This is a genomic window from Leisingera sp. S232, from assembly GCF_049800895.1.
In the GTDB taxonomy this organism is placed as follows: Bacteria; Pseudomonadota; Alphaproteobacteria; order Rhodobacterales; family Rhodobacteraceae; genus Leisingera.
On sequence record NZ_JBNAFX010000013.1, the window covers coordinates 25,690 to 42,830 of the forward strand.

Annotated in this window: 16 protein-coding genes and 1 pseudogene; 10 read left to right on the plus strand and 7 right to left on the minus strand. The window is 58.4% G+C overall.

Features of this window, described 5'->3' with window-relative positions:
- The first annotated feature begins 62 nt into the window (after nt 1-62).
- Genes ACP151_RS10215 through ACP151_RS10230 form a run of 4 tightly spaced genes read left to right on the plus strand, consistent with a single transcriptional unit; the run spans nt 63 to nt 3,412 of the window.
- Nucleotides 63-983, plus strand: a complete 921-nt coding sequence (locus tag ACP151_RS10215) for a branched-chain amino acid ABC transporter permease (RefSeq protein WP_424978800.1) — start codon at nt 63-65, stop codon at nt 981-983.
- The gene (locus tag ACP151_RS10220; protein WP_424978801.1) at nt 980-1,969 is read left to right on the plus strand and encodes a branched-chain amino acid ABC transporter permease; all 990 of its coding nucleotides are present in this window, start codon (nt 980-982) and stop codon (nt 1,967-1,969) included. Before ACP151_RS10215 ends, ACP151_RS10220 begins: the two co-directional genes overlap by 4 nt.
- A complete protein-coding gene (locus ACP151_RS10225) occupies nt 1,962-2,717 on the plus strand; it encodes an ABC transporter ATP-binding protein (protein ID WP_424978802.1) in 756 nt (251 codons plus the stop codon). The genes ACP151_RS10220 and ACP151_RS10225 overlap by 8 nt, the downstream gene beginning before the upstream one ends.
- Nucleotides 2,714-3,412, plus strand: a complete 699-nt coding sequence (locus tag ACP151_RS10230; protein WP_424978803.1) for an ABC transporter ATP-binding protein — start codon at nt 2,714-2,716, stop codon at nt 3,410-3,412. The genes ACP151_RS10225 and ACP151_RS10230 overlap by 4 nt, the downstream gene beginning before the upstream one ends.
- Nucleotides 3,413-3,526: 114 nt before the next feature.
- Here ACP151_RS10230 and ACP151_RS10235 read toward each other — a convergent pair whose 3' ends face one another.
- The 5 genes from ACP151_RS10235 to ACP151_RS10255 form a co-directional block, all read right to left on the minus strand.
- The gene (locus ACP151_RS10235; protein ID WP_424978804.1) at nt 3,527-4,501 is read right to left on the minus strand and encodes a Bug family tripartite tricarboxylate transporter substrate binding protein; all 975 of its coding nucleotides are present in this window, start codon (nt 4,499-4,501) and stop codon (nt 3,527-3,529) included.
- On the minus strand, nt 4,498-6,093 hold the full coding sequence (locus ACP151_RS10240; RefSeq protein WP_424978805.1) for a tripartite tricarboxylate transporter permease: 1,596 nt from the start codon (nt 6,091-6,093) through the stop codon (nt 4,498-4,500). Before ACP151_RS10240 ends, ACP151_RS10235 begins: the two co-directional genes overlap by 4 nt.
- Entirely contained in the window at nt 6,033-6,536 is a 504-nt protein-coding gene (locus ACP151_RS10245) for a tripartite tricarboxylate transporter TctB family protein (RefSeq protein WP_424978806.1), read from the minus strand. Before ACP151_RS10245 ends, ACP151_RS10240 begins: the two co-directional genes overlap by 61 nt.
- Nucleotides 6,533-7,069, minus strand: coding sequence for a 2-oxo-4-hydroxy-4-carboxy-5-ureidoimidazoline decarboxylase (gene uraD / locus ACP151_RS10250; protein ID WP_424978807.1), 537 nt, complete (start codon nt 7,067-7,069; stop codon nt 6,533-6,535). Before uraD ends, ACP151_RS10245 begins: the two co-directional genes overlap by 4 nt.
- Nucleotides 7,070-7,173: 104 nt before the next feature.
- Nucleotides 7,174-8,109: a LysR family transcriptional regulator gene (locus tag ACP151_RS10255; RefSeq protein WP_424978808.1), complete on the minus strand. Its 936-nt coding sequence runs from the start codon at nt 8,107-8,109 to the stop codon at nt 7,174-7,176.
- Nucleotides 8,110-8,283: 174 nt separating this feature from the next.
- On the opposite strand from ACP151_RS10255, the gene ACP151_RS10260 reads away from it, so the two are divergent.
- On the plus strand, nt 8,284-8,661 hold the full coding sequence (locus ACP151_RS10260; protein ID WP_424978809.1) for a hydroxyisourate hydrolase: 378 nt from the start codon (nt 8,284-8,286) through the stop codon (nt 8,659-8,661).
- A gap of 30 nt (nt 8,662-8,691) precedes the next feature.
- Here ACP151_RS10260 and ACP151_RS10265 read toward each other — a convergent pair.
- Both ACP151_RS10265 and ACP151_RS10270 read right to left on the minus strand, forming a co-directional pair.
- Nucleotides 8,692-8,940 (minus strand): annotated as a pseudogene (locus ACP151_RS10265) (hypothetical protein); the annotation flags it as partial.
- A 429-nt stretch (nt 8,941-9,369) separates the two neighbouring features.
- Entirely contained in the window at nt 9,370-9,765 is a 396-nt protein-coding gene (locus ACP151_RS10270) for a hypothetical protein (RefSeq protein WP_424978810.1), read from the minus strand.
- A gap of 375 nt (nt 9,766-10,140) precedes the next feature.
- On the opposite strand from ACP151_RS10270, the gene ACP151_RS10275 reads away from it, so the two are divergent.
- From ACP151_RS10275 to ACP151_RS10295, 5 genes are all read left to right on the plus strand, one after another.
- A complete protein-coding gene (locus tag ACP151_RS10275) occupies nt 10,141-11,613 on the plus strand; it encodes a methyltransferase (RefSeq protein ID WP_424978811.1) in 1,473 nt (490 codons plus the stop codon).
- A gap of 144 nt (nt 11,614-11,757) precedes the next feature.
- Complete coding sequence (locus ACP151_RS10280; protein ID WP_424978812.1) at nt 11,758-13,782, plus strand: Hint domain-containing protein; 2,025 nt, start codon at nt 11,758-11,760, stop codon at nt 13,780-13,782.
- 287 nt (nt 13,783-14,069) lie between these two features.
- Nucleotides 14,070-14,288 carry a hypothetical protein gene (locus tag ACP151_RS10285; RefSeq protein ID WP_424978813.1) on the plus strand — a complete coding sequence of 73 codons (219 nt, stop codon included), beginning with the start codon at nt 14,070-14,072 and terminating at the stop codon, nt 14,286-14,288.
- A 170-nt stretch (nt 14,289-14,458) separates the two neighbouring features.
- Nucleotides 14,459-16,144 carry a thiamine pyrophosphate-binding protein gene (locus ACP151_RS10290; RefSeq protein ID WP_424978814.1) on the plus strand — a complete coding sequence of 562 codons (1,686 nt, stop codon included), beginning with the start codon at nt 14,459-14,461 and terminating at the stop codon, nt 16,142-16,144.
- Between the two features lie 391 nt (nt 16,145-16,535).
- Nucleotides 16,536-17,132 carry a helix-turn-helix domain-containing protein gene (locus tag ACP151_RS10295; RefSeq protein WP_424978815.1) on the plus strand — a complete coding sequence of 199 codons (597 nt, stop codon included), beginning with the start codon at nt 16,536-16,538 and terminating at the stop codon, nt 17,130-17,132.
- The last annotated feature ends 9 nt before the right edge of the window (nt 17,133-17,141 follow it).

Below are 17,141 nucleotides of genomic sequence, written 5' to 3' on the forward strand. Positions count from 1 at the left end.
CGGCTCAGGACGGAGGCGCCCGGCGCCTCCGTCGCGGCAACACGTCTCCTGCGGAAAATGAAATGACCTATATTCTAGTTCTGGAGCAAATCCTGAACGGGCTGCAGCTTGGTGTCATGCTGTTCCTGATGGCCGCCGGGCTGACGCTGGTGTTCGGGGTGATGGGGCTGATCAACCTGGCGCATGGCGCGCTCTATATGGTTGGTGCCTTTGCGGCTGCCGCTGTTGCGGGTTGGACCGGATCGTTCCTGCTGGCGCTGATGGCCAGTCTTGCCGCCGCCGCCGCCGCTGGCGCGCTGATGGAGCTGGTGGTGATCCGGCGGCTTTATCGGCGTGACCATCTGGACCAGGTGCTGGCGACCTTTGCGCTGATCCTGATCTTTTCCGAAGGCACCCGCTGGCTGTTCGGCTCGTTCCCGCTGTTTCTGGACGTGCCATCCTACCTGTCCGGGCCGGTCAGCCTGCCGGGTGGCATTGAATACCCGCTGTATCGGCTGACAATCATCCTGATTGGCCTGGCAATCGCGGTCGGGCTGTTCCTGCTGATTGCCCGCACCCGCATCGGTATCCAGATCCGCGCAGGGGAGGCCGACCGCGAGATGATTGCGGCGCTTGGCGTCGATATTTCCAGGCTCTACACGCTGGTCTTCGCCCTTGGCGCGGCGCTGGCCGGGCTGGCGGGCGCGCTGGTGGGGGCGATCCAGTCGGTGCAGGTCGGCATGGGGGAGCCGGTGCTGATCCTGGCCTTTGTGGTGATCGTCATCGGCGGTATCGGATCAATCAAGGGCGCCTTGGCCGGTGCGCTGCTGGTTGGGATGACCGACACGCTGGGCGGTGTGTTCCTGCCGCGGCTTTTCACCCTGTTCATGGAACCTGCCAGCGCGGCCTCTGCCGGCGCGTCGCTGGCGTCGATGCTGATCTACATTCTGATGGCGGCGATCCTGCTGGTGCGCCCTTCGGGCCTGTATGGAGGGAGCACATGATGCCGACCCGCGAGAGCTTTCTCAATTGGGCAATGATTGCAGCCTTGCTGATCGTGCCTCTGGCGGCCTGGAGCCTGGATGAACCCTTTATCATCACGCTGGCAACCAAGGCGGCGATCCTGGCGCTGGCGGGGGTGGGGCTGAACATCGCGCTTGGCCTTGGCGGGCTGATCAGCCTGGGCCATGCGGCGTTTTTCGGCATCGGCGGCTATGCCATGGGCATCCTGGCGGCCCATGCCCAGAACTATGAACCACTGTTCGAATGGCCGTTCCTGTTTGAGGGCAGCAATCAGATGCCGCTGATCTGGCTGGTGGCGATTGTCTGCAGCGCTTGTGCTGCGCTGGTGATCGGGGCGCTTTCCTTGCGCACCTCAGGCGTCTATTTCATTATGATCACGCTCGCCTTCGGCCAGATGCTGTACTATTTTGCCATCAGCTGGAGCGCCTATGGCGGCGAGGACGGGCTGTCGATCTGGGTGCGCAATGACTTCCCGGGCCTGAACACGCTGGACCCGATCCAGTTCTTTGCCATTGCCTATGTAATTCTGTGCCTGGCGCTGTTTTTTGCCGCCCGGCTGGCGCGCGCGCCCTTTGGGCTGGCGCTGGCGGCGGCGCGGCAGAACGCAGACAGGGTCGAGGCGGTTGGTCTCACCCCCTTTACGCTGCGACTGACGGCATTTGTGATTTCCGGGGCCATCACCGGGCTGGCGGGCGCCCTGTTTGCCGACCTCAACCGCTTTGTCAGCCCCACTATGCTCAGCTGGCACACCAGCGGCGAAATCATGATCTTTGTGATCCTTGGTGGCGTGGGGCGGCTCTACGGGCCAGTGGTCGGCGCCGCGCTCTATATCTTGCTGGAGCATCTTCTGGGGGGCATCAGCGACTACTGGCAGATCTTCCTGGGTGTTCTGCTGCTTCTGATCGTGCTGTTTGCCCGTGGCGGGTTGATCGGGGCGCTTGCCGGACGGGAGAAGGCACATGGCTGAGGTGGTTCTGAAAACCCATGGCCTGAGCAAAAGCTTTGGTGCATTGCAGGCCAGCCGCGATGTGTCGCTGGATTTGCGCGCGGGGGAAATCCACGCGCTGATCGGACCCAATGGGGCGGGGAAATCCACCCTGATCAAACAGATTGCCGGCAATTTGGTGCCGGACAGCGGCACGGTGGAGCTTCTGGGGCGGGATGTGACCGCACTGGACACTGTGGCGCGGGCGCGGATGGGGCTGGGGCGGACGTTTCAGATCTCTGCCTTGGCAATGGAATACACGGTGCTGCAGAATGCGGTGCTGGGTGCATTGGGGGGCAGGGGCAGCCCGTTCCGCTTTTTCCGCAATGTGATGAAGGATCCGGATCTGCTGGAAACTGCGCATGGGGCGCTGGACCGGCTCGGGCTGGCTGAGAACGCAGACCGCCGCACCGCGGATCTGTCCCACGGCCAGCGCCGCCAGCTGGAGGTGGCGGTAGCGCTGACGCTTGAGCCGAAATTGTTCCTGATGGATGAGCCGATGGCGGGGCTTGGGTCGGCAGGCTCCAGGGCGCTGACCGGGTTCCTGGATGGATTGCGGCAAGAGGCGCCGATCCTGCTGGTCGAACATGACATGGATGCGGTTTTTGCCCTTGCCGACCGGATCAGCGTGCTGGTCTATGGCCAGATCATCGCCACCGGCACCGCGGATGAAATCCGTGCCAACGCCGAGGTGCGCCGTGCCTATCTGGGAGAGGAGGACGCTGCATGAGCCTGCTGTCACTGCAAGGGGTGGAAGCATCCTACGGTCCGGCGCAAGCGCTGTTCGGGGTCAATCTGGAGGTTGGCGCAGGCGAAGTGGTGGCGCTGATGGGCCGCAATGGCATGGGCAAATCCACCACGATCAAGACGATCTGCGGCATGTTGGCAGCCTCCAAAGGGGAGCTGCGGTTCGATGGCCGCGACCTGCGGCAGCTGCCGTCGCATGGGATCGCCCGGCTGGGGGTTGGTCTGGTGCCGGAAGGGCGGCGTTGCTTTGCACCGCTGACCGTAGAGGAAAACCTGATCGCTGCCGCCCGCCCGGGGCTGTGGGATTTCGCCAAAGTGGCCCGGCTGTTCCCCCGGCTGGAGGAACGTCGGACACAGGTGGCAGGGTCATTGTCGGGCGGCGAACAGCAGATGCTGACCATCGGGCGCGCGCTGATGACCAACCCGCGGCTGCTGATCCTGGATGAAGCAACCGAAGGGCTGGCCCCGGTGGTGCGGCAGGAAATCTGGGCCGCGATTGCCCGGCTCAAGCGCGAGGCAGGGCTGTCGATCCTGGTGGTTGATAAATCCTTGAAGGAATTGTCAGCCGTGGCTGACCGGGCGGTGATCCTGAACAAGGGCAGCAATGCCTGGGCCGGGCGGATCAACGCGCTGCCGGCAGAGATTGCAGACCGGTTCCTGGGTGTGAGCGAGACCTGAGCCGCGTCTCCCATTCCCTTTTTGGGGAAAGGGGGCGGTTACAGCATCAAAGCCATTTCCTGAGCTTCAAATTTGCGGCTGCCCCATCCGTGGACGGGGCAGCAACGAGAGAGGTTACTCTGCAATGCCGGTCGCAATGATCAGCGGTGCCCAGACTTCGATCTGGTTGGCGACAAAGTCGGTGTAGCCTTGTGAATCCATGGCACGGTGGGTGATGCCAAGCTCTGTCAGCCGGTCCTGCACTTCGGGGTTGGCGAAGACCGCCAGAACGGTTTCGTTAATCTTGCTGACGGTCGCGGGATCAATGCCTGCCGGTCCGGACAGGCCCACCCAGTTCTCGACTACGATGTCGTATCCCTGTTCCTTGAACGTGGGCACATCGGGCAGCTCGGGATTGCGCACGGATGAGGCAATGGCAATGGCAACCGCTTCCTTGTCTTCGATCATGTCGCTGTTCTGAACGGCCAGGTCATAGAAGGACTCGAGTACACCTGCGCGGAAGTCCTGAATGGCCGGTGAACTTCCCTTGTAGGGAACGTGGATGGATTCAACACCCAAAGACGCATCGACGGCTTCGCCCAGAATGTGCGAGATCGAACCTACGCCGCTGGACCCGTAGGTCATCGGCGTGTCCTTTACGTGGGTGATATAGTCTTCCAGCGACTTTATCCCAGCCGAAGGCTGCACGAACAGTCCGGGCGCAGAGGCGCCGATGTAAGCCACATGTGTGGCTCCGTTCACTGGATCATAGGGGATCGACTTAAAGCGCGTCGGGGCGATTGTGTAAGGCGCGTTGTTGGCCAGGATGAGCGTTGTGCCATCCGGGTCCTGCTGCGCGACATAGTCTGCCGCGACGGTGCCCGCCGCCCCGGGGCGGTTGTCGACCACCGCCTTCTGGCCGAACTCGGTGTCCAGGTATTGCGCCAGCAGACGTGCGACCAGATCGCTGGCGCCGCCTGGCGGGAAGGTCACGACGATCCGAACGGGTTCATCGCTCCAGGCGCCGGGTTCTGCCATCGCCGAAGGTGCCCAGAGTAGCGACAGCGCCATCGCACTTGCACCAATAGACTTTAGGTAATTGCGTATCATGTGTTTGGTCCTTCCTGTTGTACTTCGCTTGATGCTGAAGCTGTTATTTTTTTTGCCCGGATGGCCGCGTAAAAGGCGTAGATCAGGACAGCGACGGTGATCGCAATCAGCGTCGCGCTGATTGGGCGTTCCAGAAAGACCATTGGGTCGCCACGAGAGAGCAGCATCGCGCGGCGCAACTGCTCTTCCATCAGCGGGCCAAGCACAAAGCCCAGCAACAAGGGCGCTGGTTCGAACTTGTAAAGTTTCATCCAGTATCCGACAGCACCGATGATCAGCGTCAGCCATATGTCGAAAACGTTGTTGTTGAGGCTGTAGACCCCGATGCAGATCAGCACGATGATCGTCGGGTACATGTATTTGTAGGGGATCTGCAGAAGCCGGACCCAGATGCCGATCAACGGAATGTTGAGGATGATCAGCATCACGTTGCCCACAAGGAAACTGGCCACGAGTCCCCAGAACAGGTCGGGCTCTTCGGTCAGCAGGCGCGGGCCTGGCGTAATCCCGTAGATCATCAGAGCACCGATGACGATTGCCATAGGCGGGCTGCCGGGGACACCCAATGTGAGCGTGGGGATGAACGCGGTCTGGGTGGCCGAATTATTGGCCGCTTCGGGCACGGCAACGCCGGGCACCACGCCGGTTCCAAACAGGTTTTTAGCCCGATTCACGCGCTTCTCAACGGCGTAGGCAATCGCGGCTGCGATTGTCTGGCCAGTGCCCGGCAATGCCCCAAACACCGACCCAATAGCACCGCCGCGCATGATCGGTGCAAACAAAGACTTCCATTCCTCGCGTGTCGGGTAGAAGTGGTTGTAGTCGATTTTTTGCGCGATCGACCCGCCCTTGTTGGTGCGGATGGATGCGATGACTTCGCTCACACCGAACAGGCCCATTGCGACGATGACGATATGCACGCCGTCGCGCAATTCCGGAATGCCCATGGTATACCGCAGATCGCCAGTCGTCAGATCGATGCCGATTGTCCCCAGCATCAGCCCGGCGACGACCATCGTGATGCCTTTTAGCGCTCCACCGTTGCTGACAGCCGATGCTGCGATCAATCCCAATAGGATGACGGCAAAGTAGTCTGCAGGGCCAAAAGAAAGTGCCAGTTTTGCCAGGGATGGAGACAGGGCTGCCATGACGATCATTCCGATCATGCCGCCACCGAACGACGCTGTTGCCGTCGAGAAAAGCGCCACGCCGGCACGGCCCTTCTTGGCCATCGGATAGCCTTCAATTGCGGTGATCGATGCCGCAGGTGTACCCGGGATATTCATCAGGATCGATGCAATCGAGCCACCATATTCAGCGCCATAGTAGACACCGGCAATCATCACCAGGGCGCTGGTCGGTTCCAGATAGAACGTAAGCGGCAGGATCATGGCGATTGCGGCCATTGATCCGATGCCGGGCAGAACGCCAATGAATGTGCCGACAAAAACCCCGATGAAGCAGTACATCAGGTTATGCGGCTCTAAGACGACAAGCAGGCCAGAATAGAAGCTGGAAAGGATGTCCATACCTACATCCCCACGAATGCTTTGAACGGCAGATTGAGCAGTCGGATAAACAAGACCCAACAAGCGGCAGACACGATAGCGCCCAAAATCGCCTTGCCCACGAGCGAAAGACTGCGATCCGGGAAGCTCGCGATGATGACAGACATAAAGACTGCAGGAACAAGGCCAAGACGGTCGGCTGTGCTTGCGAAGATGGCAATCGCAGCAACAATGGCCAGGAAACTGATCCAATCCGGCGGGTGGCTCAGCCCTTTGCTGCGCCATTCATGGAGGCCGACAAAGATTGCCAGCACCGCCAGAATTGACCCGCTGAAAAACGGGAATGCACCGGTGCCGAGCCGGAAAAAGGAGCCCAACCCAAGCTTCAGCCCTCCGAAGATGAAAATCAGGCTCAAGGCAAACAACGCGACAGCCCCGATCTCTCCTCCCCAACTCTGCGCTCGGCTGGATCCTTTGGGGGGAGCAGGTTGACCTTGAAGATTTGATGGCTCGGTCGACATGGTCATTCAACCTTTGGCGATTTGGAGGGAATTGAAGCGTCGAAAGTGCGCCGTACGCGCTCAGAACTGACCGTGGCAATCTCTATGAGCGCTCGTCGTGTTTCTGCCTCAGTGGTTTCCTGAAGGCGGGCTTTGAATTCCTGCAACACGCTTTCCATATTCTGATGACGGACAAGTGCGGTGATAAAGGGAAAGCCATGCGTCTTGGTGTACTGAGCGTTCAAAGTGTCCAGCTGCTGTTTGAAACTTGATGTCTCGTCTGTCAGCCCCAGCCGCCCTTGCTCTCCCTGCGACGCTTTTGTCATGGTCAGAGGATTGTCGGGGGCCAGTTCCGGATGGGCCTGGAACAGCGCGATTTTTTGTTCCAAATCAAGATGGTGCAGTTCGTGACCAATCGCCTCTATGAGGTCCTCGCAAGATAGGAATGGTCGCTTGTCTGCAACTTTTGCAGCAATGTAAGGTGCTCGTTCGATCAGTGGCTCTAACAGCCGGACAACCGATTTTACGTCGCCTGTGTTCAGGTCGTGAAGTGAAGCCATGCCCAGAATCCATGATGTTTGATTCGAGGTTACGAGGTAAGTTTATTTCAATCTATGGAATAAAACAGAACCTAACATTCCAATTATTAGAATGGATGCCGGGGCTATTCCGCGGTCCCTGACCCCAGCGAGCCATAGCGGCGGATCATGATGTCTGTTGTCAGGCTCAGCACTTCTGTCGTCGCAGCGTTTTCAGGTATCATCGCATTGGAGACCACCGAAAACTTTTGTTCGAAAAGATCCTGGTTTTTGATTGGCAAGAACATCAAGGCTCCCGTCTCGATCTCTGGTGCGGCATCCAGTTCCGATGTGATCGCGACATGGCTGCCCGACACGACAAGTTGCTTCATTAACTGAATGGAATTCACGACGACCGATGCGCTTGGCCGTTCGAATATCCAAGAGTGCCGCAATTCCAAGAGCTTTCTGATCGCAAGCGCTGAACTTTGGAAAACGATTGGGTGCAAAATAATCTCTGCCAGTTTCGGGCCGCTCCTTTGCGCCAAAGGGTGGTCCTTTGTACAAATGCAGCCCAAGGGGAAATCCTGCGACCAATGGACTTTGAGTTTTTCCTGTTCGGCAACATTCACAACGACCGCAAGATCAAACTCACCATTGATGAGCCCCTTGACGGCCGCATCCGGGCTTGTGATCTCGATTTCGGGCTGGATCTTGGGGAACCTCCCTGCAAGCGCGTGAACGAGCTCTGGAACAAGCCCGTTCACCATCCCGTCCATGGCGGCAATTCGGATGGTTCCTTGCTCGACACCGCGAGCTTCCTGGATCGTCGACCAGAGCCGGGCGCTGTCAATGCGCCAATCCCGAGCCAGCTCCAGCATCAGATATCCTGTCGGCGTGAGCGTCATCCCATTGGCTTCGCGTTCAAACAGCGGTTCGCCGACGGCTTCTTCGATTGCTACAATCTGCCGATGGATCGCCGACGCGGATATCCCGATTTTTCGGGACGCCGCCTGGATTGAGCCCAGCTGTGCAACATGTTCAAAATAGAGAATTGACCTGGGAACAAGATGCAGCGCCATGACAACCATCCTTCTTGATGCGAACCCACGAGCTTGATTGGCTGCCCGAAACGGGTTGGAGCCTGGACAATGGATGCTAATTTATAGAATGCCAACCCTGCAGAGTTCAGCATGGATTGAAATGCAGGCATATGCCACCATCAGAGCCATGACCATTTCAAATGGGGGGCTTACATGACAGATGCGGATCACACGCCCGGGGGCATCTCGATTCATGCCGTCGACATATCCAGAGGCGTTCCGGCAGAGGGGCTTCGGGTTCAATTGCTGCGGTTGGACGGCTGCTCTGAGATCGAAGTCGCCAAGGGCGAATGCAACGAAAGCGGACTGCTTGTACACCCGATCGCAAAAGGCATAGGGGCCGAACGTGGTTTGTACATCCTTCGCTTTGATGTCGGATCATACTTTCGAGCGGCCGACGTGAACATATCCAATCCCGGCTTCCTGGAAACGGCAGAGTTCCACTTTGGTGTAGACCGGATCGAGGAACACTTTCATCTTCCAATCAAATTCACCCCTTGGGGATACTCATTGTTTCGCGGCGGCGCATAAGCCTTATGCTCTGTGAAACCACAAGCTCCTTCAATCCGGGCAAACTTCACTGCTATCCTTGTGCTCAATGGAACTGACCTGCTCCCCATTGGACTTTGTTTTACAAATCGGTTTGTGAGCGCACTTTCCCTTTCCCCAGACAGAGTTTACGGGTTCTGTGACAGGTCTGCCCAGAGTCGTGTCGCGGTTGAGAGCCGCGACGCAGACCTGGACTTCCGCGACGTGCCGCTCAAAGTCTCTCGCCATCAGGGATTGGCCGAGGCGTTTGATGTAGTTCATCCAATCGTCGGAAAAACGATCCCCGGGATCGTTTCCTGACCTTCCTCATATCTAGACGCGGCTTCGGCAGTGGTATCCGCTCCATCGTCGCCTGCTCGTTTTGCCTCATGAAATCAGACGCTGATTGTGCAGGATGTCTGTGGACGGGGTGTTTCGTTAGGGTAGGGCGGCAGAATAGCAGGCCTGATCCTCCCGAGATTTCAACGGGCAAAGACAGCAGCACAACAGTGGCGCAAGTGGCCGGGGGTGCGATAGGATCAGCAGTTTCGGTCGGGCGGATCGGTTCACATGGTTGCTGAACAGAAAAAACCGGCCCTTCGGAAAAGGGGCCGGGTGAACTCTCTACTGGAAACCTGGTGCCAGGCAGGCGTCGTGATCCGAGGGGAAGGGGCTGCTGTCAGACGACAGCAGCTGGCCGCCATGCCAAGATCAGTTGAACTGCATGTTGTCGAAGCTCGGGCTCTGGTTCTGGCCGCCGCCCATGGCTGGGCTCATTCCACCGGCCTGAGCACCGCCCATACCGCCACCGGCGTGGGAACCTCCGCCGCAGCCTTGACCGCCCTGGCCGCCCATGCCGCCGCCTTGGCCGGCCTGAGCACCGCCGCACTGGTGGTTGCCGCCCTGCGCGCCGCTTTGGGCCAGAAGCTGTTCAAGAAGCTTGGTCTGCTCTTCGTCCTTCTTCTCGAGCTTGCCCATCTGCTCTTTGAAGTCGTCGCCTTGCGTTTTCAGATCGTCCTTGGCGCCGTCCTGCTGGCCTTGCAGATTGTTCATCTGGCCCTGCTGCATCATGTTCTGAATCAGGCCCATCAGCATTTGCATAATCATATAGATTCTCCTAACCGGATTTGGTTTTAAGCAGGCGGGGAAGCGATGGCAGAATGCGTGCCTGCAAAGGCGGCCGCCTTACAATTGCCATGATTCCGCATGCCAGGCAGATAGGCTCATCAAATTTTACTATATTTGAAGACGAGGGCCGGAGCCTTTTGGCAAGAAAGGGTAGAATCCCGGCGGCGGCGCGGTTGCTGACGGGGAGGGGGCTGCGGCGCTCCTCACATCACATCTTGGCCTGAGTATAGACAAAGGCGAATTGCCCATAAGCTGCTGCTATCGAACAGTGAGCAGCAGGAAAGCGCTGCCAAGCTTTCAGGCTTTATCGGACGTGCTGGCTTGCGGCGGCAGGACCACGTTGGAGTAAAGAAAATGGCATTTCCCGAGGCGGTTATCAAAGACCGCGGCTATTACACGAATTCAGCCTATACCAAGAGCGTCCATATCAAGTTCGATCCCCGCCGGATCGCTGCTGCGGCACGGGCGGGAGGCTGTGCCTCTCCGGATCCGATGGAACCGTTCACCTATGCCGATTTCGGCTGCGGTTTCGGGCTGACGGTTATCTTTCTGGCCCAGGCGATGCCGCATGGGCACTTCTATGGAATTGATTTTATGCCTGAGCACACGGATGCTGCCCAGGCGTTTGCCCGCCATCTGGGTGTAAACAACGTTACCTTTATCAACGCGGCCTTTGAGGACATTGTTCCGGGTATGCTGCCTCCGCTGGATTTCGCTGCGGCACATGGCATTCTCAGCTGGGTTGCACCCGAAGTGCGGCGTTCGCTGCGGCGTGTTGTTGCGGACAGCCTGAAAGAGAACGGGTTGTTTGCTGCAAGTTACAATCTTGGCTCCTCGGAGCGGCTGAGTGCGCCGCAGGTGCGCAGCCTAATGGTGGAGGCCATTGCCCGCGGCGTTCCCGAGGACACGGCGCTGTCGCAGGGGATCGATCTGATGCAAAGCGCCCATGGCGGCGCGGCGTCGGAGTTTTTTGGGGCCGGCGAAAGCGACAGGCTGGCCTATCTGCGCCATGAATACCTGTGTCAGGACTGGACTTGTTTCACGCATCTGCAGGTGGCTGCGGAGATGGCGGAAGACGGGCTGATGTTCCGCGGGCCGCATTTGTCGGATGCGGCATTGATGCCGGTGGCCGAACGCGCCCTGCCGGTCGCCGATCCCCTGTATTGGGAGGATGTGAACGCGCTGCGCGAAAAGACAACTTTTGCAGTTTCCCTGTTTTCCCGGCCGCAGGACGGAGGCAGCGAACCGCGGGCGGCGCTGGAGATGCCAGCCGGTTTCATGACATTGCTGCCAAGCGTCGCAAATGTTGCGGTCAAGGATGGCTTCCTGTCGGTGTTTGACGCTATGGGCAAAGCTTCTGCGCCGCATCCGGCCGTGGCGCTGTGTGATGTTGGCCGTCAGGCGACGGACCCTTACACGCAGAATGCGCTGGCCAAAATGCTGCATAACAGCGGGTTTATTGCTTTTGCAAACAAAGGGTTCCAATTACCCGAAGTGGCGGATCCCCGTGCCTTTGCATTGTCCGGGGAGGTGCGCGGGCAGATCGCACGTCAGGAGGAAATCCTGCCGGTCAACCGGACTTTGTTGTGTCCGGAAACACAAGCTGTGATTTCACCGCTGCATGATCTGCCGTGGCTGGTTCTGACGCATTGTTCAGAGGTCGCGCCAAGCCGTTATGCAGACGTTCTGATGGAGCTGCCATCCATCCGCAACATGCTGGCCTATCCGACATACACGTCGCGGGACGGCATATCCTCTTTGATCCACGCCTGGCATTCCCGCTGGGCGCCCTGGCTGGCGGGGCAGGGTGTGATCCGTTTCCTATAGGCAGTTTCCCCTGCGGCTGTACGCAGGGGAGCAGCTTTTGCAGCAAGACTTCACGGGTGACCTTACGGAAGCTGCTGGTCCTGTTAAATCCCCATAAAGTGATTGGTGGCGAAATGCGTGGTTCAAGAACTACGGAGACGCGGCATGCCAATTGGCTATCTAGTGACGCTGGGGGATGGTGTCCTTGATGTTGGCGACAGTATCACGGCCTCTCAGGTTTCCATCACTTCGGTGGGGGAAATTGGAACAGGGGATTGGAACTGGTCCGGGATCCTGGAAGATGACGGGCTGTTCTACAACAATATATCAGACACCGGCGTCTACCATCTGGCGGATGACGGCAATGTCTATTTCGTGCCGGACCTGTGGGATATCACCAGCGGGACGGCCACTGTGGAAACCATTCCGGGCAGTGTCATCGCAGGAACGGCCGGCAACGACAGCCTGGATGGCAGCGGCGCGGATGACGCGATCTTTGGCGGCGACGGCGCAGATACTCTAAACGGAGCAAGTGGCGACACGCTGTTCGGCGGCATTGGCGATGACCAGCTGAGCGTTACGGCAGCTGCCGCCGCTCCGGTTGGCGGAACGGTTGTTAACGACGGGGGCTGGGGATCAGGGGGATACGGCCAGGACAGCTTTGAATGGGCACCGGGAACTTCAGGCACGGGCACCATTGATCTTGGGGGGACACCGGGGACGACCGGCAGCGATGATGTGTCCGATACGATCACCGTTTCCAACACCAATGACGGGGCGTATCTCACGACGTTGAAATTCGATGTGGGCATTGATCAGGTCTTCCTGACTGAAACGCCCACGTCGATCGTGAACACCAATGCAAGCTCGGGCGTCTCCGACTTTACTGTTACCTATGCAAACGGGAACAGCCAGACGTTCCGCTTTTACAATGATGGCGCTGGGGTGTCCGATCCAGCGCAGTTCTTTGCGACACTGCCATCATCGGGAGGGGCGACGCTGGACGGGGGGGACGGTAATGACACCCTGACCGGCGGTGCAGATGCGGATCTGCTGACCGGGGGATCGGGTGCTGACAGCATATCCGGCAACAGCGGATCGGACACCATTGATGGCGGCACAGGTGATGATCTTATCGATCTGGGCAGCGATTCTGATCGCGATTACCTGATTGTGGATGTCGCGGGTGGCAGCGACACGATCTATGGGTTTGATCTGAGTGACAGCGGCGATGGAACGACGGTTGATCAGTTCGATGTCTCAGATCTGACGGGTCCGGGCGGTGCGGTCAATGTTTGGGACATCACCGTATCAGACACCAATGGCGACGGCACTGGCGATGCCATTCTGACGTTTCCCGGCGGCGAAAGCGTTACGCTGGACGGGGTGTTGGCCTCTCAGGTGAACGAGGTTCCGGAATTGCTGTCGATGGGCTTTGTCTGCTTTGCCAAAGGCACCCGGATCGCGGCTCCCGGCGGCAGCCGCCTGGTCGAGGATATTGAGCCGGGCGACTATGTGACGACCGCAGACAAAGGCATCCGGCAGGTGCGCTGGGTGGCGTCGTCGTCATTCGACGGCGGCGCAGAGGACCTGCCGCAAAATCTGGTGCCGGTGCGGATCAAGCCTGGGTCGCTGGGCAATAGCCGGCCGCTGCTGTTGTCCCAGCAGCATTGCATTCTGATGCGGCATCGCGGGCGCCGGGAAACGGTTTTTGTCCGCGCCAAGCATCTGGCGGAGGAAACCGGCCTGGCCTCTTTTGCGAAGGGGCGCAAGCAGGTCAGCTATTACCACCTGTTGACCGCGCAGCATGAGGTGCTGATTTCCAATGATGTCGCTGCGGAGAGTTTCTACCCCGGGCCGCAGGCGGTCAGCCTGCTGCGCCCACAGGACCGCCGTAGCCTGAAGGCGATCCTGCCGCGGCTGGAAGCAGAACCAGTCGAAGCAGCCTATGGTCCGCGTGCACGGCCGGTTCTGACCCGTAAACAGGTCGCGCAAGCATACCGGGCAGGGGAGCTCGAGGCAGCCCCGCCGCGGCGCTCCTTTGGCGGACTGTCGGCATTTGAGCGGCCGATGCGGCTGTGGCATTGGCCCGTTTTGGGCGTCACGTCATATCAGAAAAACGACTGCAATGTGGCGGCGGCGGGGCCAAGCTCCACCCGCTCTTTGTGTAGTGGTAGCGCGCAGCTGTAAACTGCGACCTTCTAGAAAACAAAGAGTTATATAGCGGGATGCCGCCTAGCTGCGCGCTGCGCCAGAGGTCATCGTTCTGATGAGCCACAGGCCTGCCGTGAACCAAGTTTTGATTTCGACCACGAAACGGGGGCTCATCAGACAGCAGTTTCACAATCAGGTGGCGAACTTTCTGGCCGGTTTGCATCAAGTTATCTTGAAGTGAAAAAAAAATTGCGTTTATAGCGAATTGACGTAATGTCTGCCTTGGCTTTCTGCTTGGGGAAGCGATGCCGATTGAGGGAAAGATGTCTGACGCTTTCACGAAATTTTACATTGATGGGGCATGGGCCGATCCAGCCTCGCCAGCCGAACACCAGGTCATCAATCCCGCGACCGAGCAGGTGGCGGCGGTGGTGTCCTTGGGAAAACCACAGGATGTAGAGGATGCGATCCAAGCCGCAAAATGCGCCCTTCGCACCTTTGGCCCGGTCATCGCGGTCACGCCTTGTGACCGGTCTGAATAAATTGTCGAAGTGAGTGAAACCGGATCTGTGCGGCTTGAACCAGACAGACCCAACGAACCAAGCCCGCTAGCGAGTTGACCGGTGCTGGGCCGAACCAGAGCCCAACACTGGGAACACTAAAGCGAAGGCGCCAACATGGGCCGTGACGCCCCATTATTTGCAACGGTGAAATGATGAACGAACAAAATCCAAAACCCGTGTTTGAAGTGCTGGCAAATGAAATCAAAAGCTTAGGGGTGGAAATTGTCTTTGGTCTTATGAGCGACGATACTGCCCAGCTATGCGCTACGCTGGATGCGATCGGTGTTCGGTTTGTCGGCGCCCGCCATGAAAACCAGGCGATCAGCATGGCCGATGGTTTTGCCGCGGCAACGGGCAAAGTCGGGGTAGCGCTCGTCGGGCGCGGACCTGCCTTTGCCAATGGTTTCAATGGGCTGACATATGCCAAAGTGACCGCGAACCCGGTGTTGGTCATGTATGGCGATGCGCCTGCAAATGCAGGTCAGGCAAATGTTTCAGGGCCCGATTACAAGGCAGTAGGCGTCAATCAAGGCGATGTGCTCAATGCGGCATCCATCCGCACCTTTGTGACGGATACGCCCGATGGTGCGCAATCGCGCCTGCGCGAAGCCTTTGCTTTTGCACAGGGCAATCGCCTGTCAGTTCTCCTGATGCCGACCGATGTGCAAAATATGTCCGTCGTGCCGGTGGAATCCAAACAGGAACAGGTAACGACGCCGGTTGGAGCCGTGTCGCGGGACGCCGCCGCAGCGCATTCGATCCGGTTGGCCGCCGATATCCTTGCCGATAAAAAGCGGCCCATTATCGTCGCAGGCCGCGGTGCGGTGCGGGCCGATGCCAAAGACGAGATTGTTGCACTGGCTGAAAAAACCGGGGCAATGCTGATGACATCCGTGTTGGGCAAAGACTGGTTCCGGGGCCACCCATTCAATCTGGGTGTCATGGGGACATTCGTGACCTCACTGGGGCGCCGATTTTTGGCGGAGGCCGATTGCATCCTTGTGATCGGCGCCTCTCTCAACGCTCTGACAATGGATTTTGGCGACGTTTTCGGCGCCATTCCGGTTATTCATCTGGATGCAGACCGGCATGCTATCGGCCGCTGGACTGCGATAGACGTCGCCTTGGTCGGGGACGCCAAGAAAACCGTTCAAGCCCTGATCGAACAGGTCTCTGACAATCTTGACGCGCCTCAGCATTCGGAGAGCGCCCTGCAACTGGTTCGTGATTTTGACCAGGCAAAGGATTTTGAGCCGATGAACACGCAGCGGACATTGGATGCGCGCGTGGTTGGCCAGATCCTCAATCGGATACTCCCGAAAAAGCGCAATCTGGTGTTCGACGGCGGCAACTATATGTCGTGTATTCCCTACATCGACGTTGAGCATCCCGGCGATTTCAAACTGACAACGGAAACCTATTCCATTGGTCTTGGGTTTGGAAACGCCATTGGTTTTGCTGCCGGGCGCCCAGATGAAACAACCATGCTGATGATCGGTGACGGCGCTTTTTTGATGACCATGGGAGAGATGGAAACGGTGCTGCGTGAAGGGATTCCGCTTGTCATCGTGGCCATGAACGATTGCGCCTACGGGTCCGAAGTGCATGTCCTGCGCCAACATGGCATGCCGATTGCGCTGGCTCAGTTCCCTGATATTGATCTGGCGACATTGGCTGAAACGCTGGGGTACGATGCCCATATCGTGCGCACGCAAGAACAGCTGGAAGCCTTGGCGGATGTTGTAAGCCAGGCCGACGAGCCAGTGTTCATTGAGATCAAAACAAACCCCGAAGTCGCGCTTGCCTCTACGGACAAAATGGTTTCGCACGACTGATCATGGCCGAATAGGATTTGAAGAGGGCCCCGCGACAGGGGGGATCAGCCGCTTTTGGGAGCGGCTGGCAGCCTTTGCGAAAGCCGACGGGCAGTGGTTTGGCGTCAGACATCCGAGCGGGCGGATTTGCGCGGAGTTTGGTGCAGTGCATTTTGCGGCCCGTCCTGGGAGCAGTGCGTTCAGGACCGCGCGGCCACTTGCGGCATCGCTCTCAAATACCGTAAGCATATCTGTAGTTAGTGCTTCTGCTGCTTTGGCCGAACGATTGTTCAAGTCTTGGCATTTTGCCGGGGGCTTGCTTCAGATATCATCCTGGAGAACTCCACGTGGTGCAGTATTGGCGGCCGTTCCTGGTGATGCGCTGTGCACTGACATAGACAAGGGGCAGATAATGGCAGGAAACAACCGCGAAACGCAGCTGTCCGACTTTGTCGGAATGCAGGTCAGGGAACGTCGTCGATTTTTGGGCATGACAATTGCGGAACTGTCATCTGCCTGCAAGATTTCGGTTTCCAACCTGTCAAAGATCGAGACAGCCCAGGTTTCTCCGTCCCTGAGCTCTCTGGAAGCAATCGCGCAGGCCCTGGGCGTTCCCGTGTCATTCCTGTTTCAAGGTTTCAAGGATGAGGGGTTTCTGGTTCAGATCCCAAAAGGGCAGGGGCTTATCACCGAACGTCAGGGCAAGGATGGCGGTCACGAATATGAGCTGCTGACAAATAATGCAGGTCAGGTGCAGACGGTGCAGCCGTTTCTGGTGACGTTGGACGAGGTCGGAGACCATCGCGCTAGCTTCAATGATCAGGCCACGGAGTTTCTCTATTTGCTCGAGGGCAAGATGCAATACCGTTATGGGACGCGCAAAATCGACCTGAGTGAGGGGGATGCGCTGATCTTTGACGGGCGCACGGCGCATGGGCCGGAAAAGGTTGTCGAGGCGCCTGTGCGGTACCTGGCAGTGCTGGTGCGAAAGCCGGGCGATGTGATCTAATAGATGTGG